This is a genomic window from Desulfomicrobium baculatum DSM 4028 (assembly GCF_000023225.1).
In the GTDB taxonomy this organism is placed as follows: domain Bacteria; phylum Desulfobacterota; class Desulfovibrionia; order Desulfovibrionales; family Desulfomicrobiaceae; genus Desulfomicrobium; species Desulfomicrobium baculatum.
Window position 1 is genome coordinate 538,986 of sequence record NC_013173.1, and the last position, 21,358, is coordinate 560,343.

The following is a 21,358-nucleotide window of genomic DNA, read 5'->3' on the forward strand; positions in this document are numbered from 1 at the left end:
GCTTCCTACTCTTCCACCTTGCGGGGGGCCTTGGGTTGTCCGAAAATGAGCTGGGCGGGCTGGTCTTTGACGTTGCCGATCAGGGTGTTCAGGTTGCTTGAGGTCTGCTCCAGGTTCTCGGCGGTGGCGGCCATACGCGCTTCCAGATCCTTGATGGCGCCCTGCATCTGAAACACGGTGGCGTGACTCTGGGTCATGACCACGTCGGCTTTGAGGGCCGTGGACGCCAAGGCGTTCATGGCCGTGTCCACATGCGGCCGGTTGGCCTCGATCATGGATTGGAATTGAACCAGGATCGTGTCGAGGCGGGTCAGTTCTTCGGCGGCCGTGTTCATCAGCGTGCGCGAAGCGATGACGGTTTGCTCCATGTTTTTAGCCATGGATTCCAGACGCTTCGGATTTGCCGCCGCATTGATGCTGGCCAGCAGGGTGCGGATGTCGGCGGAGATGGCCCCGAACTGCGCCTCGGTCATGACCGTGTTCATGGTTGCAAAAGCCAGCATGGCCTGGTCCGAGATGCCCTTGAAGTCGATGGACTGGATCTTCATGGCGATCTCGTCGATTTCCCGGAACAGCTTCTTGATGTCCGAGGGTCTGGAGGCGATGACCGGATATTCCGGGGTGAAGCCCAGCCTGGGGGAAAAATCGTGCGCTAGCGGTCCTCGTTTGTCTATTTCCACGAACATGGCCCCGGTGATGCCGACGTTGGAGATGGCCGCCACGCTGTCCACGAAACGGTTTTCGTCATCGGCATGCTCGTCGTCGATGAGGATGACGACCTCGATGAGGTGATAGTCAGGGGCGATGCGGATGGCCTGGACGCGGCCCACGGGCACGCCCCGGTACTTGACCGGAGAGTCCACCCCGAGGCCCTGCACGGACTCGTCGAAGTAGGTCACGAAGAGCTCTCCCTTGCGCAGGAAAGAGGTCATCCCGAGCCAGATGACTGCCAGAGTGGCCAGGGCCAGACCGGCGGTCATGAACAGTCCCACGGAAAAATTGACACGAGCGGAAGCCATTATTTCTCCATTTCCGGCTGTCTGTTGAAGAATTGGCGCACGAAGGGATGGGTGCTTGCGTTTTTGAGTTCGTGCGGATCGCCATCGGCGATGATGGATTTGCTTTCCTTGTCGAGCATGACGACCCTTTTCGCAATGGTGAAAATGGAGGACAGCTCGTGGGTGACGACGACAAAGGTCGTGCCCAGGGTGCGGTTCAGGCGCAGGATGAGGGCGTCGAGTTCGGCCGAACTGATGGGGTCCAGGCCCGCCGAGGGTTCGTCCAGAAAAAGAATCTCCGGATTGAGCGCCAGCGCCCGTGCGATGGCCGCGCGTTTCTTCATGCCTCCGGAAAGCTCCTCCGGCAGATGGTGCTCGAAACCTTCGAGGCCGACCTGGCGCAGCTTGAGGCTGACCAGTTCGTCCACGGCCGCTCCCTTGAGCTTTGAATATTCCGTGATGGGCAGCGCCACGTTTTCGCCCAGGGTCATGGAAGAGAAGAGCGCTCCGCCCTGGTACATGACGCCGATGCGGGCCAGAATCCGTTTGAAGCTGTCCTCGTTGTCGGGTTCGAGGGGTATTCCGGCGATGGTGATTTTTCCGGCCATGGGCGTGTACAGCCCGACCAGATGCTTGAGCAGGGTGGATTTGCCGCATCCGCTCCCGCCCAGGATGACAAAGATTTCACCGGGGTGGATGTCGAAGTCCAGGTTTTCCATGATGACCAGTTCGCCGAATCCCATGGTCAGGCCGCGCACGGAGATGACTGCTTTTTGGGTCATGGCCGCCAGTACCTCAAGATCACGGCCAGGATCGAATCGACCAGGATGACCAGAAAGATGCCCGTGACCACGGCCGAGGTCGTCGCCTGGCCCACGCTGGCCGCTCCGCCCCGTACCTGATAGCCTTTGAAGCAGCCCACCGTGGCGATGAGCACGGCGAAGATGGCGCTTTTGAAGAGGCCCCAGTTGATGTCGAAGATGCTCAGCGTGTTCATGGTCTGGGCCATGTACGCGTTGACGGTCAGATCCAGCGTGGTCACGCCGATGAGCAGGCCTCCGGCGATGGCGAAGAGGTTGGAATACATGGCCAAGAGCGGCACCACCAGCACGGAGGCGATGATCTTGGGCGCCACCAGGAACATGGCCGGCTTGAAACCCATGGTCACCAGGGCGTCCACTTCCTCGGAGACCTTCATGGTTCCGATTTCGGCGGCGAAGGCAGAGCCCGAGCGTCCGGCCACGAGGATGGCGGTCATGATCGGTCCCAGTTCGCGGACCATGGCCAGCGCCACCAGGGATGCCACGTAGATGTTGGCCCCGAACTGCTGCAACTGCACGGCGGACATGAAGGCCATGATCAGCCCCAGAAGAAAGCTGATCAGGCCGACAATGGGCAAGGCGTCCACGCCGACCCGTTGCATGTAGAGGACCGTGTCGCCCAGGCGCAGCCGGTCCGGATGGCGCAGCAGGGACAAAAGAGTCACGACGACCTCGCCCACGAAGGACACATGGGTTACGGCCTGATTCGTCACATCGAGGGTCTTGATGCCGAAACGCGTCATGAAATCGGGTTTTGCTCTTTTGATGCCGACCGATTGCGGCGGATCGTCCAAACGCAGAAAATCCAGGAGCTCCTGCACGTGACCTGGGGTTCCATGCATCTTAAGATCGCAGCCGTTTTTTTCAGCCATGCGCCGCAGCTGCAGGATCACGAGCGCCCCGCAATCGTCCATGCGCGTGACTCCGCTCAGGTCGGCGCGAATACGCCTGGGAAGGGGTAGCGGCAGCTGCGCCAGGCGATCCATGATCTCCGGAGTCGTGCGCAGGTCTATGATTCCGCGCAGGCTTAAGTCCAGCAACTCCGGGCTGGAGTTTACGGAGAGTGCGGGCGATGGTGTCGTGGAGTGGTCGTTATTCATGAGATATCCGACTCTCTTAGCTCATGGTCCGGTGCCGCGTCTACCGTGCAGGGCGTGTTCAGGCCCCCCGTTGTGACGGAATTCTCGATCTTGAATAGATGACGGGTGTGTGACAAAGGGCTTCACAGGCGGGTGCCGCGGCATTATGGGGTGCCTGTCATGACAATGCCGCTGCGGCGGTGAACATACAACCGGAAGATATACATGTTTATGCGTTTTATTTGCCTGCTTGGTCTGCTTGTCTTCGGAACCGCTGCTGCGGCTCAGGCCACCGATTTGAAATCCATCCCCGATTCTTTGTACCCAGACCTTGAATATCTGTTGACCATCCCCTCCTCGAACTCGGACATCGCGCCCGATCAGCTGGAGAAGATCATTTCCTTTGTCGCCTCCAGCCAGGCGGAGACCAGCATGTCCATGCTGGACCGTGAAAAGGCCTCGGGCGCTTTTTACGCCTTTACCCTGCGCGGAGATCTGTCCCGCGTGGTCGATTATGTCTACAATCCGGAAATTCCGGTTTACGTGACCATGCCCTCATCCGTACGTGATCAGGAGTGGCTGGACCCGGCCACCAGGGACGCCCTCAAGCTGCTGCCCAAAGCTCTCGACCGCGGGGAGACGCTTCTGGTCCGCGGTACGGAGCGGGAGATCATCACCCCCGACGCCAACACGGGTGGATATTATTCCTATAATCAAGACCGCGCCGTGGCGGTTTTTCAAGGCCCGACCGGGCCCGTGCTGGTTTCCGTGGGATGCCAGACCGAGCCTTCGGAGATCGGCCGCAAGGGTTGCGTGGTCGGCGAGGACTCCGACTGGAATTATCTGTATTCCGATGAGACGGGTCTGAACAAGACGGGCCTTGGCTGGGTCGATTCCTACATGTACAATGCCTATTCCATCATTGTCTTCGTGTCGGATTCCTCCACCGGAACCATTCGCGTGGGGTCTTTCAAATGGCTCAACGCGGGCTGGGCCAAGGTCAACATGGTCAAGCAGAGTCATATCATCAACGGGATCAAGCGCTTCACGGCGGATTTCAAGGCCGTGCTCGAATCTTCCCGTCTGCCTGCGGCGCAGGAACTGGCCGCCATGTACCGGGAACTCAAATCAGGCAGCGTCGAGACGCTGCGCCAGATGGTGGCGCCCTATCTGGCCGCCATCGAAAGCTCCGGGACCCTGTCCTCGTCATTCAAGAATTTGCTGGCCTCCGGCCAGTATCTGCAGAACATGAACCAGCAGGAACTGGTCAAGGTTCTGCTGAAGGAATATCTGAAACAGCGCCTTGGCCGGGATAGCCTCATTCAGGTCGCCCTGGCCGGGCAGCATTGGACGCCGCAGCCCTGAGGCGTCCGGCGATTTGATTTGCCCGCCTGCGAGCGGGCCAACAGGAGCCTTATGCCGAGCACCATGGCTTTTTGTGCAGCAGGTTTTTGTCGCGTGAATGCGCATTGGCGACAGACGCGGCCGGCGCGGCCGGCGCCGGGGCTGTCGCGATGAGCCGGACCGCCGAAGACGCCAGGAAGCGAGCCCGCGATATCCGGGATGAGGCTCTGGCCAAGCATGCCGAGCGTGACCGGGCTTCGCTCGTGGCCGTGCGCGACGAACTTGCCGCGCTCAAAACTATGGTCGCCGGGCAGCAGGAACAGCTTGCCCGGCTGACCGGCATGATCGCCGAATTGACCGCCGGCTTTGCGCCAAACGACGTGCAAGGCCGCACCAATCCCTCCACTCCCCGTCCTCTCTCTGCCGGAAAACGGGCAGCCCTGGAGCGCATCCGCGAACTGCGCGAGCAGGATCTCTCTTTTTCCCGGATTTGTGACATCTTTCAGGCCGAGGGGTTCCCGACCCTGTCGGGCCAGGGCCACTGGTCCAAGGGCACCCTGTGGAACCTCTGGAAAAATCACGCCCACCAGCTGGATATGTCCCGCCCGTGACCGGCCGCGGCTGCGTGCCCGGATTCGCCGCGCTTCCCTGGACTGTTTTTTTGGCGTACCGTTCAAGCTGTTTCCGTTTGCCTCGGAATTCAACCGGCTGTCCGCTTTCCGCCGGGATGGATGCGAAGCGGAATCAAGCGCCCCGTTCATCCGTCATGACCAAATGGAGCCGCCATGAGTACGGAATTTCTGTCCGATGAGGGTGATGTCTGTTTTGATCAGACACGTCGTTTCGAAATTTTGCGCGAGATTTTCGACAGTCTGAGCGAACACGTGGCGGTAATTGACCGCGATGGCTGCATTGTCGACACAAACCGCAGCTGGCAACGTTTCGCGGCTGAAAGCGGAACGGCCGACGAGTGTCGCCTGCAGGGCCAGAATTACATAGAGGTCTGTGATTCCGCTCAAGGCTCGGCCGTGGAGGAAGCAAAGCAGGCCGCAGCCGGAATAAGGGCCGTGCTCTCGGGCGAAATTCCGGAGTTCAGCCTGGAATATCCATGTCATACGTCTTCGGGAAAACGCTGGTTTCTGATGACGGTCTCGCCGCTTGTCAGCCACGGCTCCATTGACGGTGCCGTGGTTTCCCATATCCAGATCACGGCTCGCAAACTGGCCGAGGCAGCGCTGGTCCGTTACGAACGCGCCATCGCGTCCTCCTCTTCTCTGGTCAGCATCATCGACAGTGATTTCGTCTATCAGCTCGTCAACGACAGTTATCTCAGGGTGCACAGGAAAGCGCGCGATGAAATCGAAGGGCGCAAGGTTGCCGAGATAGTGGGGCAGGACGTTTTCGACAAGCATGTCGGTCCGAAGCTCACCCGCTGTTTTGCCGGGGAGACCGTGGAGTACGAGGCCTGGTTCGATACGAAATGGGCGGACAGGCGTTGCTACGCGGTGACGTATTATCCCTACCGCGAACGAGACGACAGCATCTCGGGCGCCGTGGTCACGGCCACGGACATCACCGAGGCCAAGCGGATGCAGGATGAGATTGCAAACAGCGCCCGGCGTCTTGCCGAGGCCCAGCGGCTGGCGAAGGTCGGCAGCTTTGAAAAGGACTACCTGCACGGAAAGAAGAGCTGGTCCGACGAATTTTGCCGTATTCTCGGGTATCCTCCGGATGCGGTCGATCCGGATTTCAATCTGTTCATGCATCACATCCATCCCGACGACGAGCCCGCTTTCCGGGAAAATTTTGAAGCGGCCCAGGCCACGGGGCATGAATTCACGACCGAGCTGCGCATCCGCACCGTTCAGGGCGAGGAAAGACACGTCAGCCTGGTTTGCGGTTTTGACCTGCTGGAGGACGGCAGCATGTTCCGCCTGCACGGAGCCATGGCCGACGTGACCGAGCGCCGGCTGGCGGAGCTGCGCCTGGAGCGTCTGGCCAACACCGACGAACTGACCGGCCTGCCCAACCGCAGGCATTTTCTGGAGTGCGTGCGTGCGGAGATGACCCGCTCCAGGCGTTTTGGAAAGAGCCTGTGCGTGGCCATGGTCGACATCGACGATTTCAAAAAGGTTAACGATACCCATGGCCACGGGGTCGGGGATCTGGCCTTGCGGCATGTGGCTCAAACCATCAACGGTTTGCGCAGGGCAGTGGACGTGGTCGGGCGTCTTGGAGGCGAGGAGTTTTGCGTCCTGTTTCCCGAGGCGGGACTCGCAGCTGGAATCACGGCGGCGGAGCGCGTGCGCAAGGCACTGGCCGAAGCGGTTCTCGAGCATGGGGACCTGCGCTTGCGGCTGACGGTCAGCATCGGCCTGGCGGAATACTCGGGGGACGAGAGCCTGGACGGGCTTTTGAGGCGCAGCGACGAGGCTCTTTACGAAGCCAAGCGCACCGGCAAGAACCGGGTCTGTTCCCGGGGAGTGGATTCCGCTCCGGCATGAGCGATGACCGACCCGGCCGTGTGACCGGGTCGGCGCAGGAAAATGCGGCTTATCAGAACAGGCGCAGCAGGTCCGGCATGAAAGTGGGCACTGACCAGCCCGGAACATAGCGGTTTAGGGTTTCCAGGATCGCGACCAGCAGCATGCTCGCATGGACAAGCGAGAGAACGGCCGCTCCGATCATCGAAACCTTGAAGCGCATGGGGTTTTCACTGACGGTGACGAGAAGCGAGAGGAGCATGGCCAGTCCCAGGCAGGCCGCGCTGGCCAGGCCGGCATAAAAGATCTGAGGCAGGTGCAGATTGAAGACCCCTTTGAGGCTCGCATAGAGCCAGACCATCACCGCAAGGACAATGAGGCCGCAGACCAGATGCCATTTGGCCAGAAAGGGCGCGGCAAAACGGTAATAGTCCCGGCCCCAGTCATCGGCGTCCCGGCGCAGCAGCAGATAGCACAGGCCAGCGGCAGCCGCCATGCAGAGCGACAGCGGCAGCCACAGCGCCATCAGCGGCCACAGCGCTGATCCCCAAGGTGGCAGAAAGGCCGGAGAATCGAGGCCGACGCCGCGGAAGAAGAGCAGCCCCAACCCCGCCAGCGCCCAGTAGCCGTATTTGATCGGAATATTGGCCACGCATCCAAGCAGAAAGTGGATGGCCTTTCTTTCCCTGGCGAACTTCCACCCCAGATCGTAGCCGCCCAGGGCCATGCTTCCAAAGAAAGGCAGGGCCAGCGCGGCGATCAGCAGCAGACGGTTGCCTGTCACGAATTCGGATTGCCAGAACGGGTGAGAGAACAGAAGCGCCGCGCAGGCTGCGATCACTAGCCAGAAGAGAACATGGCCGCCCAAGGCCAGCCTGGACATCTGTCTGGCCGCGCGTGCGGGAAACGGTTTTCCGGAAATGAGCCCGATGAGTTCGCTGACCAGGGCAATGGCCGGAGCGCCCCAGAAAAGGGCGGCCAGGAGCAGGGGCAGGGGAAGCAGGGCAAATGCCCACATGGGTACTATGAGCGCCATGGGAACCTCGTGCGCGGTGTGGTTTTGTATGCACATGTCCGGTTGTTTCATCCGGCCAAGGCGCAGGTTGTCAGACAGGTGGGCTTGCCTCCACCAGCCTTTGCAATCAACGCCGGATGGGGGGTATGAGTAAGGACCGACCGGACTGATCGAATGGGGGCTTTCTGCCCCAAAAGAGCGCAAGAGGCAAGGCGGTACCACCCTTGAAAATTGGCGGGTTCTCTCCTATGCCACATGCGTAATGCGGAAGAAAACGGTGACTGTGACATGAGATCAACGCTGGTCTTCGTGACCGGAATGCTTGTCGGCGTTCTGCTTTCCTGGGCAAGCGGTCCTGCGTCCATGTATCTTGCCCGTGGCTGGCCTGCCTTGCGGCTGGTGGAGACGCCCGCCAGGATGGTGCCCAGTCTCACGTCCGTGCAGGACGACAATGTCGCCATGGGGAGGCCTTCCGCGTCAGTCCTGCGCCGGCCGGTTACGCGCAGCGTGCGCATGGCCACGTCCAACGTGATCCTGGTCCGGGAGGCTGCCGTTTCATCGAATGCGACGGGCGCGCACGCATCGGCGCAGATTCCCGCAGGCCTCGGCGCTCCTGTCGTTGCTGCGAACGCGACCATCGGTTCCGCTGCCGAACCGTCCGCCGCGCCCTTGCCTGAATCCGTTCACGCTGCAAAGGCTGGGCTAAAAACAGCCGCGCCAGTGCCGGATATTTCCAAATCAAAGTCGGGCAGTTCCAAATCAGTGCCGGATATTTCTAAATCAGAGTCGGGTAGTTACAAAGCACGGCCGGTCACTTCCAGGCCGGATAGCGCAGTCACGGCAAAGGCACCCGCTGCATCGGCGGATGCCTTGAAAAAAAAGGCCGCGGCGGAAATATCGCCGGAACAGGAGTACGCCCGCGCCCTCAAGAGCTACCAGAATGGCCGCCATGCGCTGGCCCGGGAGCAGTTTGCCGCGTTCATGCGGAATTTTCCCCGCCACAGGCTTTTGCCCAACGCCCTCTACTGGACCGGGGAGACATGGTATGCCGAGGCTCGCTATGACCGCGCCATGAAGTACTTCACGCAGGTCGTACAGGACCATCCTCGCCATGGCAAAAGCGCGGACGCGCTCTTGAAATTGGCCTACTCGGCACTGCGTCAGGGACAGCACGAGCAGGCCGGAGTCTATCTGCAGCAGCTGGAGGTCCGCTACCCCGATTCCCCGGCTTCCCGCCTTGGCCGCCAGGCGCGCGGCAGGATACAGGGGTGCAGCGAATTCATAACGGTGGCGCTGGCCCGTGGATGAATTCAGCGCCAGCCTGGCCTTGCGCCACACCAGCGGTCTTGGGCCACGGACCTGGAAGCGTCTGCTTTCGCATTATGGCGATGCCCTTTCCGCCGTTTCGGATTCCTCTTTCTGGACAGCGCGCGGGTTGGTTTCGGCACGGGTACAGGCCGAATTCGTCCGCGGCGGCTGGCGCGAAAAGGCCGCAGATGAGCAGCGCCGGGCGCAGAGTTTCGGTTTTCCCGCTGTTTTTTTTGGAGACCGCGCCTACCCGGATTTCTTGCGCGAGATCCCTGATCCGCCTCTTTTTCTGTATTATCTTGGCGACCTGACCCTGCTTTCCCGGCCTTGCGTGGCCGTGGTCGGGTCACGGGGCGCGTCGCGCTACGGCGTGGACATGGCGGAGAGCATGTCGGCCTTTTTGAGCGCGTCCGGGATCTGCGTGGTTTCGGGCTTTGCCCAGGGCATCGATCGCGCCGCGCATCAGGGCGCCCTGCGCGGAGTGGGTGGTACCATCGCCGTCTTGGGCACGGGTCTTGACCTTGTTTATCCGGCCTCCAACACCGACCTGTGGAAACAAGTCGCCGCCCATGGGCTCATCGTCAGCGAGTTCGCGCCGGGCACCCGGCCCGATGGAATAAATTTTCCGCATCGCAATCGCATTGTCAGCGGCCTTTCTCTGGGTGTATTGGTTGTCGAAGGGGCGCTCGGCAGCGGCAGCCTGATCACCGCCAATCTGGCTTTGGCTCAGAACCGCGATGTTTTCGCTCTGCCCGGTCCAGCCAACGTGAAAAACTATCAGGGCTGCCACCAGCTCATCCGTCAGGGTGCTTGCCTTGTGCAGAGCGGGGAAGATATTCTGCAAGAATTGCAGCCTCGGCTGGGCGCTCTTTGCGTGCCCGAGGCGCCCGTCCCCGAGTTTCTGCCGCGTGAGCCGGACGATCCGGAACAGCGAGTCGTGCATCGCCTGCTTGCAGCTGGCGAGGCCCTGCATGTCGACACCCTGACCCGCCGGACGGGCTGGGCTGCGAACAAGGTCAGTTCCACGCTCCTTTTCATGGAACTTCAAGGGCTTGTGAGACAGCTTCCGGGCATGTACTATGTCCTTGCAACGTGACTGAAGATCACTGGAGAAGAATATGCAAAAAATACCCCTGCAGCTGGCCCGGCCGGAAATGATTTTGGCCAAGCCCGTGACCCGGGAGAACGGGATGGTGCTCATCGCCGCAGGAACGGTTTTGACCGAGGGGCTTATTTCCAGGTTGGACAACATGGGCGTGGAGCTGCTCGTGGTCGAAGGCGAGAGTCTGGAAATGGGCGGCGGGTGCAACGAGGAAGTGCTCGCCAAAAAGCGCGAAAGACTTGAATATCTTTTCCGGAATTTTGCCGAGGACAGGTACATGCAGCAGGTCAAGCAGCTCGTTTCCGACTATTATGCGCGCCAGTGTGCCCTGGCCGCGGCAGCCCAGGCGGCAAAAGGAGAGGGACAATAATGGAAGACGATCTGCGAACCAAGCAAAAGGGTGCGATTCTGGCGGTCAAGGACCTTCCGACCCTGCCCGGAGTCCTGCAGGAGGTCGCGATTCTGGTCGAGAACCCCAACTCCTCCACGGATCAGATAAGCCGGGCCATTTCCAAAGACCAGGTCCTCTCGGCCAAGGTTCTGAAAATGGTCAATTCGCCCATCTACGGTTTTCCCGGGCGCATCGGCTCCATCCAGCACGCCCTGGTGCTGCTCGGCTTCAACGTCATCAAGGGCATCATCATCTCGACCTCCGTCTTTGAGGTCATGAACGAGAACATGAAGGGCCTGTGGGAGCACAGCCTGGGCTGCGCCCTGGCCAGTTCCGCCATCGCCCGGCAGATCGGCTGCAAGGACCCCGAGGAGTACGCCGTGGCCGGCCTGTTGCACGACATCGGCAAGGTCGTGGCTGCGGTGCAGCTCCCGGAAAAACGCGTGGCCATAGACGCCCTCGTCCAGGAAAAGGACATCTCCTATCGTCAGGCCGAAAGCGAGGTGCTGGGTTTCGCCCACGACCGCATCAATCTGTGGCTGTGCAACTACTGGAATCTGCCTGCCAATCTCAAGGAAGGGCTTTCCTATCATCATCGGCCCATGTCGGCCACGCTCTACCCGAAAGTCGCGCAGGTCGTGCATGTGGGGAATTTCCTGGCGCGCCTGTTCGGCGTGGGCAATGGAGGGGACAATCAGGTCAGCGCCCTCGACGAGGGGGTGCTTGAAGCCCTTGAGATCACCCCGGAAGCGCTTTTCAAGATCATGAGTGGCCTTGAACGCGAATTTGTGGACCTGGCGTAGGACCCCCGCATCATGAAGGAAGGCAAACATTTTTTTCTGGTCACCGCCGATGCCAAGCTCGAAGGCAGCCTGCGCGCCCTGTGGCCCGAGGAGGAGGTCAAGTGGACCTGCTTTGGCAGGGGCACCTCGGCGCTGGAGTTTCTTTTCAGCGAGCCTCCGGACCTCCTGGTCGTGGACGAACAGCTGCCCGATCTGGCCGGGGTGGATCTCGTGCGCCTGATCAAGGGTGAGAACGTCTACCGACAGTTGCCGGTGGTGCTTTGCCTGGCCAGCGAAGATTTGGCCGAACTTCAGGATTTCAGCACCCTCGAAATCGATGATTTTCTGGTCAAGCCGTTTTCACCGTCCATCGCCAAGGGTCGTTTGATCCTGGCCTACCATCGCTCCACCCGCGAGCTCGACGCCAGCCCCCTGACCAAGCTGCCCGGCAATACATCCATAATCCACAGAATCCAGGATCTTATCGATCGGCAGGAGGATTTCGCCCTAGCCTATATCGATCTGGATCATTTCAAGTCGTTCAACGACAAATACGGCTTTTCACGGGGAGACGAGGTTCTGCTCATGACCGCGCGGGTCATAGTCAATTCCATCCGAGGCTTCATGGGCGCGAGTACTTTTGTCGGCCATGTGGGCGGGGATGATTTCGTCTTCATCGTGCCGCCGGAAAAGGCCGAGAGCGCCTGTCAGCAGGTTATCGACAATTTCGACTCCATTGTGCCTCATTTCTACGACCAGGAGGATCGCGCGCGCGGGGCCATCCACTCCCTTGATCGCAGGGGCAAGGAACAGGTTTATCCGCTCATGGCCATCTCCATTGCCGTTGTCTTGAACCACGGCGGTAAGCTCAAGCACTTTGGCGAGGCTTCCCAGATCGCCATGAACCTGAAGAAGGAAGCCAAAAAGAACCCCAAGAGTTGCTATGTCATGGACAAACGGGCACGCGCCTGACCCTGTCGCACTTTTTCTGCTCTATCTGGACGCCCAGCGTGGCTATTCCCCGGCCACTGTGGCCGCCTACGGGACCGATCTTGAAGGCGCGCACCTCTTTCTGGGGCGCAGGAGCAAGGGTTTTGACGCGCCGGGCGAAGTGACCAAGGCGGACATCACCGCGTATCTGGCCGACCTGCACAGGCGCGGGCTGGCCAAATCAAGCGTCTGCCGCAAGCTCTCGGCTTTGCGCGCCTTTTACCGCTTCCTGCGCCAGCGCAAGATGGTCGTGGAAGACCCCTGCGCGGCCCTCGCCAACCCGAAGCTGCCCAAGGTCCATCCCAAGGTATTAAATGTCGATCAGGCCATTCATCTGGTCGAAACCGAAATCACCCTCGACCCTGAAGGTCTGCGCGACCTGGCTTTGCTTGAGGTGCTCTACGGTTCGGGGCTGCGCGTCAGCGAGGCCCTCGGACTTGATTTCGCCCATGTGGATCTGGACCAGAAGCTGGTGCGGGTGCTGGGCAAGGGCCGCAAGGAGCGCCTTGTTCCGCTTACCGGGCCGGCGGCGGAGCGCCTTGCCCGCTATATCGAACAGCGCGGGGCGTTTGCTCCGGCGGCGCGGGAGCAGGCTGTTTTTCTGGGCAAGCGGGGCGGACGGCTGTCGCGCAAGCAGGCGGACCGCATCGTTAAAGAAATGGCCGTGCGCAGCGGAGCGCCCTGCTCCATCAGCCCCCACACCCTGCGCCACAGCTTCGCCTCGCACATGCTCCAGGCTGGCGCGGACTTGCGCAGCGTGCAGGAGCTTCTCGGCCACTCCCGCATCTCCACCACCCAGCGCTACACCCACCTGGATCTGGCGCAGGTCATGCGCGTCTACGACGCCGCCCACCCCCTGGCCGCGAAGAAGGACGAAATCCCCGATTCGTGACGGCTTCTCGCGGATGGAGCGGATGGCGGCCATAGTGCCCCGGAAGAACCTCAGCCTCGGGCCTGCGCGATGATTCTCGCCGCCATCTCCGCCGCCTTTCCGGTGAATCGGGTGCAGCGCAGGACGAAGCCCTGCTTCGTGAACATGGCCTGTCCCTCAGGCGTGCCCAGGTCGCAGCCATCCAGAAGGGTTCGGCAGTCCCGACCGCCGAACTCTTTTTCGAATTCGCCGACAAGACGCCGGGTTGCCTCGTAGGCCGGTTCGACCGAGTCGGTCTTCGAGGTCCGCCCGAGCACAAGGCTTACGGCCAGAATGGCCCCGGTCAGCGCGCCGCACGGCCCGCATGTCCGTGCCTGGCCGCTGCACAGGGCCGTGGCCATTCTGACCGGAATCTCGGACTCGACGCCCTGAAACCTTGCAACGGCCAGGACAACGCTTTCCGCGCAGTAATAGCCCGAGGCGAAGGCCTCCTCGGCGGACGTGCGCACTTCATGAAAAGCTGAGGGTTCCATTTCCTGCTCCGATTTACTGCATCTGCTCAAGTCCGGTCACCGGCACGGTCAGGTCGTTGCTGAGGACCCACAGGGCCAGCATGTGACGCAGGGTCAGGTCGGCCTGGGCGATGGTCTCCCGGTCCGCTTCGCGGTTCGCCATTTCCTGGATGGCGAGCATGTATTCCTTGGCCAGGGTGAACTCGGCGCAGATCTCTCGCACGAAATCCTCGTAGAGGTCGGGTTCCTCCTGGAAGAGCTGGTCAAGGACGCTCATGGTGCGGGTCAGAGAGAAGAGGGTGATGTCGGCAAGTAGAGGCATGATGTATCTCCATGAAAAGAGCCGGTTGCGGAGGGACCCGTAACCGGCTTGCACTGTTGTGGTAAAAGAAAATTACAAACCGAGCTGACTCAAAAGGTCATCCACGTCCGTCTGAGAGCTGGCGTCCTGCGGGCCTTTGAGTTCGGTGGCCCGGGCTTTGGACGCCTGGCGGATTTCCTCTACGGATTGCTCGGGGTTCTGCTCCATGGCTTTAAGGGACAGGCCCGTAGCCATGTAGAGTTCGAAAACCACCTTTTCGATCTGCTGCAGGGCCGCGACAATGCGCTTGATGCGCTGTCCGGTCAGATCCTGAAAGCTCAAAGTGGTCATGATCTCCATCAGGTCCGCGCCCAGGGCTTCGCTGCCGGCCCGCAATTCCTCGATTTCCGGTTTGGCGTTCCCGTTTTCCAGGGAGGCAAGGAGTTGCATGGTGCGGTCATTCATGTCCAGCTGCTTTTCCACCAGACCCATGATGCTCTCAGCGGCTTGTTCCGTGGTCTGCAGGATGGCCCCGAGCTGCGTCGATGCTTCGGAGAACATCTCGTCGGCCACAGGGGCCGTGGCTACTGGCAATTCGGAGGTGCTGTTGGTCGCGGCGGCATTGATTTCCTTGTAGATGGATTTCAGACCCGCCTGCAGGTCGGTGCTGATGGCGCGGTAGAATTCGCCTTCGGTCAGGGCCAAGGTCAGGGCGCGGCTGATTTCTTCCGTCAGGGCAGCCGAGATGACCTCCCGGATGGTGCTTTCGGCCTTGGTCGTGATCCTGTTCAGAAGTTCCTGACTCAGCTGTTCTTTGTGCATGCCTGGTTCCCGGGGTTAGGATGAGGGGGCGAGATGGCGTTCCAGTAATTGTTCGCGTTGCTTGGCCACGACGAACTGAATGATCTTTTCGCGTTCGCAGTCGCGCATATCTTTGAATTCCATGGCCCAGACCCGTTCGCCCAGATGCTCTTCGGACCGGAGGATGATTCCGATGGCACCGGCCAGGCGCTGGGGCTGGTTGCTGAGCGCGATGACCACCTCCACGCCCTGTCCCGGTTCAAATTCGAGATCTGCGGAAAATTTGATCCCCGCGCCGCTGATGTCATGGATGAGCACGGGCACGGGGAAGTCTTCCTGCAGGGTCTGCTGGGTCAGGATCGAGAGGATCGCGTCCAGCTTTTCGTTCATGGCGCGCAGATAAGGCGCCAACCCGTCGGGCAGGGCGGACTGCGCGGCCTCGGAGAGCTGCGGCGAGGCCCCCGTCTGGGTGCAGGCAAAAAGGGAGGTGAACCGGCCTGCGGGCAGGATGCGCAGATATCCTTTCAGGGCCGTGTCGATGCGGGCGTAAGCGCGCTCTGGAACGTTCATTACTCCTCCTTTTACCACGAATTCGGGTCGACCTCCATGATCATGGCCCGAACCGGACATACGGTGACGCACATGTTGCAGGCGGTGCATTTGTCCTGGTCGAAATCAACCAGCCTGGTCTCCACGTTGAGATGCAGGGCCTTGGACGGGCACAGGGCCGTGCACAGACCGCAGTGCATGCACGACTCCTCGTTGCGGGAGATTTCGTGGGCCACCGGCGTGACCTTGATGCCCTGCTCCTGCAGGTAGGTCACGCCCTGGCGGTAGTGCTCCCGGGTGCCCGAAAGCTCCAGGATCATGTGCCCTTCGCGTCGCGGATTGATGTTCGCCTGCAGGATGTTGAAGGTCAGGTCGAAGTGTCTGGCCAGATTGTACATCATCGGCTGTCCCGAGGACTGGGGCGGGAAGCGCAGGCTGACGATGCGGCTGTATTCTTGGGTGGACATGGGTTTCCTTGCGTGCGGCTAGTTGCCGCCCTTCAGATATGCCTGGGCGCGCTTGGCCTCGGCGGACTGGGGGTGTTTCTTGATCAGATCTTCAAGCACCAGCTTGCCGGCCTGGTCCTTTTTCAGCTTGTAGAAGGAGATGCCCTGCTTGAGAAGGGCGGCCGTGTACTTGTTGGACGTTTTGTGCTCCTCGATGACCTTCTGGTAGGTCAGGACCGCGTTGGCGTAGTCCTGCATCTGGAAAAAGCATTCTCCCTGCCAGAAGACGGCATTGGGCACGAGGGGGTCCTTGGGGAAACCCTTGACGAACTCGGCCCAGGTGATCTGAGCCTCTTTGTATTTCATGGCGTAAAAACTCTCCAGGGCCTGCTGGTAGAGTTCCTGTCCCGGAACTTCGGCCTGCGGCGCAGCCTGCGGCTGGGTCTCGGGGGTGCTCACGGCCGGGGGCGCGGGCTGCGACTCGGGCTGGGCAGCGTCGGCGGGAACTTCCGGCATGTCCGGGCTCCGGGGGGGAACGGTTCCCGGAAAGCTGCCTGTCGGCGTCGTCTGGGCCGGGGGCAGCGCCGGCATTTCGTCAAAGACGACGCCAAGCTGGGTGGCCATGAAAAGAGTCTTGCGTTCAAGATCGACGACCCTGCTGTTGAGCGAGTCCACGGTCACGAGCCCGCCTGCGGCCTGCTGCTGCATGTCCTGAGTTCTGCGCAGGTCGTCGATCTGTCCGGTCAGTGCCGCAATCTGGCTGCGCATGGAGTTCACTTCAGCCCAGTTGTTGGCCTGGGCAGGCTGGCTGCGCGCCAATTCGGCTTCCAGCTGGGTGATGCGCTCCTGCTGTTTGATGCGCTCCTGTTCCTGCGAATAGACCTGGCTGCGCAGGCGGTCAAAGTCCGAGGTGGTGACGCAGGCCGGAATTGTGCCCAGCAGGGCCGCCAGGGCTCCGGTGATCAGAATTTTCCTGCCAAGGTGTAAAGAAGACATGCGAACCTCTCTCTCTGGTGCTGTTTTCATCTTGTGCGCCTCAACCGCGGGCGGAAGAGGCCGTTCATTGTTTTTTTATGGCTCGTTTTCTGCCGAAGAGGATATAACCCAGTCCGCCAACGACCGGCAAGACGACTTGGGCCACAATCCACGCCGCCCGCTCCTGATGCGTCGGAAATTCGTTCGTGTACAGGTGCCAGATGGCCCAGAAATTGGGCAGGATGGGTAAAATCAGGAGCGGGATCGCGTAAACGAGTTTGTCAGGGGGAATGTTAAAGAACATTGCGTCTCCTGTGCTGGATGATGAAGAGCCCCAGTGCCACCGCCCCCAGGGCGATGATCTGGGTCACGCTGATGGGTCCGAAATCTCCGCGATAGTCTGCGCGGAAGAGCTCGATGACAAACCGGAGCGTTCCGAAAAGAGTCAGGAAAATGCCCATGAGCTGGCCCGTGCCTTGCGTCTTTGATTTGAGGGCCAGGGTCACGGCAAAACAGATCAGGCCCGCCAGGCTGTGGTAGAGTTGGGTGGGATGCAGCGGCACATGCAGCGGAGCCAGAGACTCAGGGTCAAAGAAGGTGATGGCCCAGGGCAGGTCGCAGACCGCTCCGTAACAGCATCCCGCAGCCAGACAGCCGATGCGGCCCACGGCTTCGCCCAGGCCGATACCCGGAGCCAGGACGTCCATCCACAGCCAGGGGTTCTCTTTCCTGATCCGCAGAAAGGCCAGGGCGAAAAGCGTGGCCATGATGGCGCCGCCGGAAAAGACCAGCCCGCCTTTCCAGAACATCAGGATTTCCTGGGGGTTGTTCCAGAAATAGGTCGGATTGATCAGCACATAAAGAGCGCGCGCGCCGAGGATGGCTCCGAGGATGATGTAGAAGCCGAGATCGGAGACCGTGTCGGGAGAAAGGCCCCTGGCCCGCGCCTCGCGCATGGACCAGGCAATGCCCAGCAGGAACCCCGCCGCGACAAAGAGGCCGTAGGTATGCAGCGTGAAGGGGCCAAGCTTGAGGCCGAACAGGATGAAGGGCGCGATCTCAATTATTGTCGGGAACACAGCGACGCCTCTGCTGGTAAAAAGACACGAGAAGCGAGGCTGCGCCAACGCAGATGCCCATGTCGGCCACGTTGAAGGCCGGCCAGTGCATGTCGCCAATGTAGAAATCCAGGAAGTCGACCACCACCCCGAGTCGCGCCCGGTCCAGCAGGTTGCCCAGGGCGCCGCTGAGGATCAGTCCCAGCCCGTAGACATAGAAGGGCCCGTCGTCGTCCTGGCTTCTGGCCAGGACCCAGATGAGTCCAACGGCCAGGATCGAGACCACGATGAAGAAGGGCCGCTGCCAGTCTATGTCGTGGCGGTTCAGAAAGCCGAAAGCCGCTCCCCGGTTCAGGATGTGCACGATGTCGAAGAAGCCCGGAATGACCGTGAAGCCCTTTTCCCAGACCGGGATGGCCTGCTGGATCCAGAGCTTGCTCAGTTGGTCCAGCACAAAGACCACGGCCGCCACCAGACCGATGGTCCGGTAGCGACGCCCCATGTCGGGTTTGCAGGGAACGCGGCGGATCTTAGGCATGGTATTCCTTGAGCACCTGAGTACAGCGCGGGCAGGCCGTGGGATGCTCGGGGTCCGTGCCCAGGTTTTCGTCGTAGATCCAGCAGCGGGCGCATTTTTCGCCCAGGGCCTTGGCAATGACCACGGCCACGCTCTCGACCTCGCCCCGGATGGCCTCGGCCGGTGCAGGTGCGTCCGTGACCTGCGCCTGGCTGACGATGAACACGTCGCGCAGGTCGGCAGCAACGCCGAAGAGCGCGGCAAAAGCCTCGCCTGTGGCGTGGATGGTCACCTTCGCGTCCAGAGAGTGCCCGAGCGCCTTGGACTGGCGCAGGGGTTCGATGGCCCGGGTCACGTCGCCGCGCACGGCGAAGACCAGGTCCCAGGTGGCCTCTTCCTCTTCGGTCAGGAGCGCGCCTTCGATCTCGGGCACGCGCATGGCGAAGACCGTGCTGCCTGCCGGACGCATAGCCTCTGGCAGATGCTGGAAGATCTCCTCGGCGGTGAAGCTTAAGATCGGGGCCATGTCGCCGACGATCATGAGCAGCATGTGGTAAAGGGCGGTCTGGGCCGAGCGGCGCTTCAGGCTGGTCGCGCCGTTGACGTAGACGCGGTCCTTTATGATGTCGAGATAGTAGGAGCTAAGGTCCGTGGTGCACAGGTTGTGCAGGGTATGGTAGACCTTGTGGAACTCGAAGTTTTCGTAGGCCGCCTGGATGGTCTGATGCTTGGAACGGACCATGTTCAGGGCGTAACGGTCCAGGGGCAGCATGTCGGCCGTGGCAACCAGGTCCGCGGCCGGGTCGAAGTCGCTCAGGTTGCCGAGGATGAAGCGGCAGGTGTTGCGGATCTTGCGGTAGGCGTCGACCAAGCGGCGCAGGATCTCGTCGGAGATGCGTAGGTCTTCCTGATAGTTTTCCGAGGCCACCCACAGACGCAGCACTTCGGCGCCGTGCTTCTCGATGATCTCCTGCGGGGCGACCACGTTGCCGATGGATTTGGACATCTTGCGGCCCTGTCCGTCGAGCACGAAGCCGTGGGTCAGCACGGTCCTGTAGGGCGGCACGCCGCGCGTGCCCATGGAGGCTAAAAGCGAGGAATGGAACCAGCCGCGATGCTGGTCCGTGCCTTCAAGGTACAGGTCCGCCGGGAAGGAGCACTCGGGCCGGCCTTCGACCACGGCGGCGAAGCTGGTGCCGGAGTCGAACCAGACGTCCAGGATGTCGTCCTCTTTTTCCCAGTGCGTGCCGCCGCATTTGGGGCAGGTCAGGCCGCTGGGCACGACGTCCTCAAGCGGAGCCTCGAACCAGTAGTCCGCGCCGGTGGGGTGCGTGGCGAAGCGGTCCACGATGGAGTGGGCCCAGTCGCCGTCGAAATAGGCGTCGCCGCAGTCTTTGCACAAGAGGGCGATGATGGGCACGCCCCACATGCGCTGGCGCGAGATGCACCAGTCGGGGCGGAACTTGATCATGCTGTGGATGCGCTCCTTGCCCCAGGACGGGATCCAGCGCACGTCGTTGTCGATGGCATCCAGCGTCTTGCCGCGCAGATTGTCATGTTCCATGGCGATGAACCACTGGGTCGTGGCCCGGAAGATGACGGGCTTCTTGCAGCGCCAGCAGTGCGGGTAGGAGTGCCTGATCTTTTCGCTGCCCAGAAGGTGGCCGACCTCGGTCAGTTTGGCCATGACCAGGGGGTTGGCTTCAAACACGTTCTTGCCGCCGAAAAATTCGACGCCGGGCAGGAATCTGGCCTCGTCGTCCAGCGGGGAGAGAATCTCAAGTCCGTAGCGCAGGCCGGTCTCGTAGTCCTCGCGGCCGTGGCCGGGAGCGGTGTGCACGCAGCCCGTGCCCGCGTCGAGGGTCACGTAGTCGGCGGTGACCACGGGGGAGGGGCGGTCATAGAAGGGATGGCGGGCGATGAGCCCTTCCAGGGCGCTGCCTGGAACCGTGGCCCGCACGGACCACTCGCCCCAGCCGAAGCGTTCGGCGCATCCGGCCACCAGTTCCTTGGCCAGGATGTAAAAGGCGCCGCCGACCTGGACCAGATCGTATTCGAAGTCCGGGTGCACGGCCACGGCCAGGTTGTCCGGGATGGTCCAGGGCGTGGTCGTCCAGATGACGATGAAGCTGTTGTCGGCGGGAGCCTGGGGGAAGACCTTGGCCAGTTCCTGCGCCTGCAGGGGGAAGCGCACAAAGATGGAGGGCGAGGAGTGGTCGTCGTACTCGACCTCCGCCTCGGCCAGGGCCGTCTCGCAGGAGCCGCACCAATAGATGGGCTTCTTGTTGCGCTGCACCGAGCCGAGCTTGTAGAAATTGGCCAGCTCGCGGGCCGTGGCCGTCTCGTAGTCCGGGGTCATGGTCAGATAGGGCTTGTCCCAAGTCCCGAGCACGCCCAGGCGCTTGAATTCCTCGCGCTGAATGTCCAGGTACTTGAGGGCGTACTCACGGCATTTCTTGCGGATTTCAAGAATGGAGAACATGTTCTTGCCGCCCAGCTCCTGCTCGACTTTGAGCTCGATGGGCAGGCCGTGACAGTCCCAGCCGGGCACGTACTGGGCCTGACGGCCGGTCAGATTGCGGTGCTTGACGATGACGTCTTTCAAGATCTTGTTCATGGCGTGGCCGATGTGGATATGGCCGTTGGCATACGGCGGCCCGTCGTGGAGGACGTAGGGCGCGCGGCCTTCATTGGCGCCGATCATGGCTTCATAGGCGTCCGTCTCGTTCCAGCCGTCCAGAATCTTTGGCTCGTTCTGGGTCAGGCTGCCCTTCATGGGAAAGGTGGTGGCGGGGAGATTCAGGGTTTTCTTGTAATCGCTCATGAGACGACGTTCCTCCGGGTTATCTGCTGTGCCGACGGGCCACGGGCCAGCGTGGCGAGCACAAATTTTCGTTATTTGCGTTGCAATGAAGGGCAGAACAGTGGAATATCCCGCACCCGAAGTCAAGTTTGACGCGGTTTAAAGGCTGCTCCAAAACGGCGATCCGCTTCGCCGCCGCAGAAACTAGCGCC

The 21,358-nt window shown here is 61.2% G+C and carries 23 protein-coding genes; 9 read left to right on the forward strand and 14 right to left on the reverse strand.

Annotated features, from left to right (window positions below):
* Positions 1–5 precede the first annotated feature (5 nt).
* Genes DBAC_RS02410 through DBAC_RS02420 form a run of 3 tightly spaced genes read right to left on the reverse strand, consistent with a single transcriptional unit; the run spans position 6 to position 2,919 of the window.
* Complete coding sequence (locus tag DBAC_RS02410; RefSeq protein ID WP_012805674.1) at positions 6–1,019, reverse strand: MlaD family protein; 1,014 nt, start codon at positions 1,017–1,019, stop codon at positions 6–8.
* Positions 1,019–1,780 carry an ABC transporter ATP-binding protein gene (locus DBAC_RS02415; RefSeq protein WP_012805675.1) on the reverse strand — a complete coding sequence of 254 codons (762 nt, stop codon included), beginning with the start codon at positions 1,778–1,780 and terminating at the stop codon, positions 1,019–1,021. The genes DBAC_RS02410 and DBAC_RS02415 overlap by 1 nt, the downstream gene beginning before the upstream one ends.
* On the reverse strand, positions 1,777–2,919 hold the full coding sequence (locus tag DBAC_RS02420) for an ABC transporter permease (RefSeq protein WP_012805676.1): 1,143 nt from the start codon (positions 2,917–2,919) through the stop codon (positions 1,777–1,779). Before DBAC_RS02420 ends, DBAC_RS02415 begins: the two co-directional genes overlap by 4 nt.
* Positions 2,920–3,123: 204 nt before the next feature.
* Here DBAC_RS02420 and DBAC_RS02425 point away from each other — a divergent pair, with 204 nt between their 5' ends.
* From DBAC_RS02425 to DBAC_RS17555, 3 genes are all read left to right on the forward strand, one after another.
* Positions 3,124–4,263: a hypothetical protein gene (locus DBAC_RS02425; protein ID WP_012805677.1), complete on the forward strand. Its 1,140-nt coding sequence runs from the start codon at positions 3,124–3,126 to the stop codon at positions 4,261–4,263.
* A gap of 86 nt (positions 4,264–4,349) precedes the next feature.
* On the forward strand, positions 4,350–4,853 hold the full coding sequence (locus DBAC_RS02430) for a hypothetical protein (RefSeq protein WP_143890758.1): 504 nt from the start codon (positions 4,350–4,352) through the stop codon (positions 4,851–4,853).
* Between the two features lie 174 nt (positions 4,854–5,027).
* Positions 5,028–6,746, forward strand: coding sequence for a sensor domain-containing diguanylate cyclase (locus tag DBAC_RS17555; RefSeq protein WP_012805679.1), 1,719 nt, complete (start codon positions 5,028–5,030; stop codon positions 6,744–6,746).
* Positions 6,747–6,798: 52 nt separating this feature from the next.
* Here DBAC_RS17555 and DBAC_RS02440 read toward each other — a convergent pair whose 3' ends face one another.
* Positions 6,799–7,761 (reverse strand): hypothetical protein, encoded by a 963-nt coding sequence (locus DBAC_RS02440; protein ID WP_012805680.1) that lies wholly within the window; start codon positions 7,759–7,761, stop codon positions 6,799–6,801.
* Positions 7,762–8,028: 267 nt separating this feature from the next.
* On the opposite strand from DBAC_RS02440, the gene ybgF (DBAC_RS02445) reads away from it, so the two are divergent.
* Genes ybgF (DBAC_RS02445) through DBAC_RS02470 form a run of 6 tightly spaced genes read left to right on the forward strand, consistent with a single transcriptional unit; the run spans position 8,029 to position 13,205 of the window.
* On the forward strand, positions 8,029–9,048 hold the full coding sequence (gene ybgF / locus DBAC_RS02445) for a tol-pal system protein YbgF (protein WP_043810246.1): 1,020 nt from the start codon (positions 8,029–8,031) through the stop codon (positions 9,046–9,048).
* The gene (gene dprA / locus DBAC_RS02450; protein WP_012805682.1) at positions 9,041–10,144 is read left to right on the forward strand and encodes a DNA-processing protein DprA; all 1,104 of its coding nucleotides are present in this window, start codon (positions 9,041–9,043) and stop codon (positions 10,142–10,144) included. Before ybgF (DBAC_RS02445) ends, dprA begins: the two co-directional genes overlap by 8 nt.
* 22 nt (positions 10,145–10,166) lie before the next feature.
* Positions 10,167–10,520, forward strand: a complete 354-nt coding sequence (locus DBAC_RS02455; RefSeq protein WP_012805683.1) for a hypothetical protein — start codon at positions 10,167–10,169, stop codon at positions 10,518–10,520.
* The gene (locus tag DBAC_RS02460) at positions 10,520–11,344 is read left to right on the forward strand and encodes an HDOD domain-containing protein (protein WP_012805684.1); all 825 of its coding nucleotides are present in this window, start codon (positions 10,520–10,522) and stop codon (positions 11,342–11,344) included. Before DBAC_RS02455 ends, DBAC_RS02460 begins: the two co-directional genes overlap by 1 nt.
* Positions 11,345–11,356: 12 nt before the next feature.
* Positions 11,357–12,295, forward strand: a complete 939-nt coding sequence (locus tag DBAC_RS02465; protein WP_012805685.1) for a GGDEF domain-containing response regulator — start codon at positions 11,357–11,359, stop codon at positions 12,293–12,295.
* On the forward strand, positions 12,267–13,205 hold the full coding sequence (locus DBAC_RS02470) for a tyrosine recombinase XerC (RefSeq protein ID WP_012805686.1): 939 nt from the start codon (positions 12,267–12,269) through the stop codon (positions 13,203–13,205). Before DBAC_RS02465 ends, DBAC_RS02470 begins: the two co-directional genes overlap by 29 nt.
* Positions 13,206–13,255: 50 nt before the next feature.
* On the opposite strand, the gene DBAC_RS02475 is transcribed toward DBAC_RS02470, so the two are convergent.
* The 10 genes from DBAC_RS02475 to ileS all read right to left on the reverse strand — a co-directional run bounded on the left by DBAC_RS02475 (position 13,256) and on the right by ileS (position 21,167).
* The gene (locus DBAC_RS02475) at positions 13,256–13,717 is read right to left on the reverse strand and encodes a C-GCAxxG-C-C family protein (RefSeq protein ID WP_012805687.1); all 462 of its coding nucleotides are present in this window, start codon (positions 13,715–13,717) and stop codon (positions 13,256–13,258) included.
* Positions 13,718–13,730: 13 nt separating this feature from the next.
* Positions 13,731–14,018 (reverse strand): hypothetical protein, encoded by a 288-nt coding sequence (locus tag DBAC_RS02480; RefSeq protein WP_012805688.1) that lies wholly within the window; start codon positions 14,016–14,018, stop codon positions 13,731–13,733.
* Between the two features lie 72 nt (positions 14,019–14,090).
* A complete protein-coding gene (locus DBAC_RS02485) occupies positions 14,091–14,819 on the reverse strand; it encodes a protein phosphatase CheZ (RefSeq protein ID WP_012805689.1) in 729 nt (242 codons plus the stop codon).
* 15 nt (positions 14,820–14,834) lie between these two features.
* On the reverse strand, positions 14,835–15,368 hold the full coding sequence (locus DBAC_RS02490) for a PilZ domain-containing protein (protein WP_012805690.1): 534 nt from the start codon (positions 15,366–15,368) through the stop codon (positions 14,835–14,837).
* An 11-nt stretch (positions 15,369–15,379) separates the two neighbouring features.
* Positions 15,380–15,814 (reverse strand): NIL domain-containing protein, encoded by a 435-nt coding sequence (locus tag DBAC_RS02495; protein ID WP_012805691.1) that lies wholly within the window; start codon positions 15,812–15,814, stop codon positions 15,380–15,382.
* Between the two features lie 18 nt (positions 15,815–15,832).
* The gene (gene ybgF, locus DBAC_RS17560; protein ID WP_012805692.1) at positions 15,833–16,789 is read right to left on the reverse strand and encodes a tol-pal system protein YbgF; all 957 of its coding nucleotides are present in this window, start codon (positions 16,787–16,789) and stop codon (positions 15,833–15,835) included.
* 64 nt (positions 16,790–16,853) lie between these two features.
* Entirely contained in the window at positions 16,854–17,072 is a 219-nt protein-coding gene (locus DBAC_RS02505) for a PLD nuclease N-terminal domain-containing protein (RefSeq protein ID WP_012805693.1), read from the reverse strand.
* The gene (gene lgt / locus DBAC_RS02510) at positions 17,062–17,847 is read right to left on the reverse strand and encodes a prolipoprotein diacylglyceryl transferase (protein WP_012805694.1); all 786 of its coding nucleotides are present in this window, start codon (positions 17,845–17,847) and stop codon (positions 17,062–17,064) included. The genes DBAC_RS02505 and lgt overlap by 11 nt, the downstream gene beginning before the upstream one ends.
* On the reverse strand, positions 17,828–18,364 hold the full coding sequence (lspA, locus tag DBAC_RS02515) for a signal peptidase II (RefSeq protein ID WP_012805695.1): 537 nt from the start codon (positions 18,362–18,364) through the stop codon (positions 17,828–17,830). The genes lgt and lspA overlap by 20 nt, the downstream gene beginning before the upstream one ends.
* Positions 18,357–21,167 (reverse strand): isoleucine--tRNA ligase, encoded by a 2,811-nt coding sequence (ileS, locus tag DBAC_RS02520; protein ID WP_012805696.1) that lies wholly within the window; start codon positions 21,165–21,167, stop codon positions 18,357–18,359. The genes lspA and ileS overlap by 8 nt, the downstream gene beginning before the upstream one ends.
* Positions 21,168–21,358: the final 191 nt, after the last annotated feature.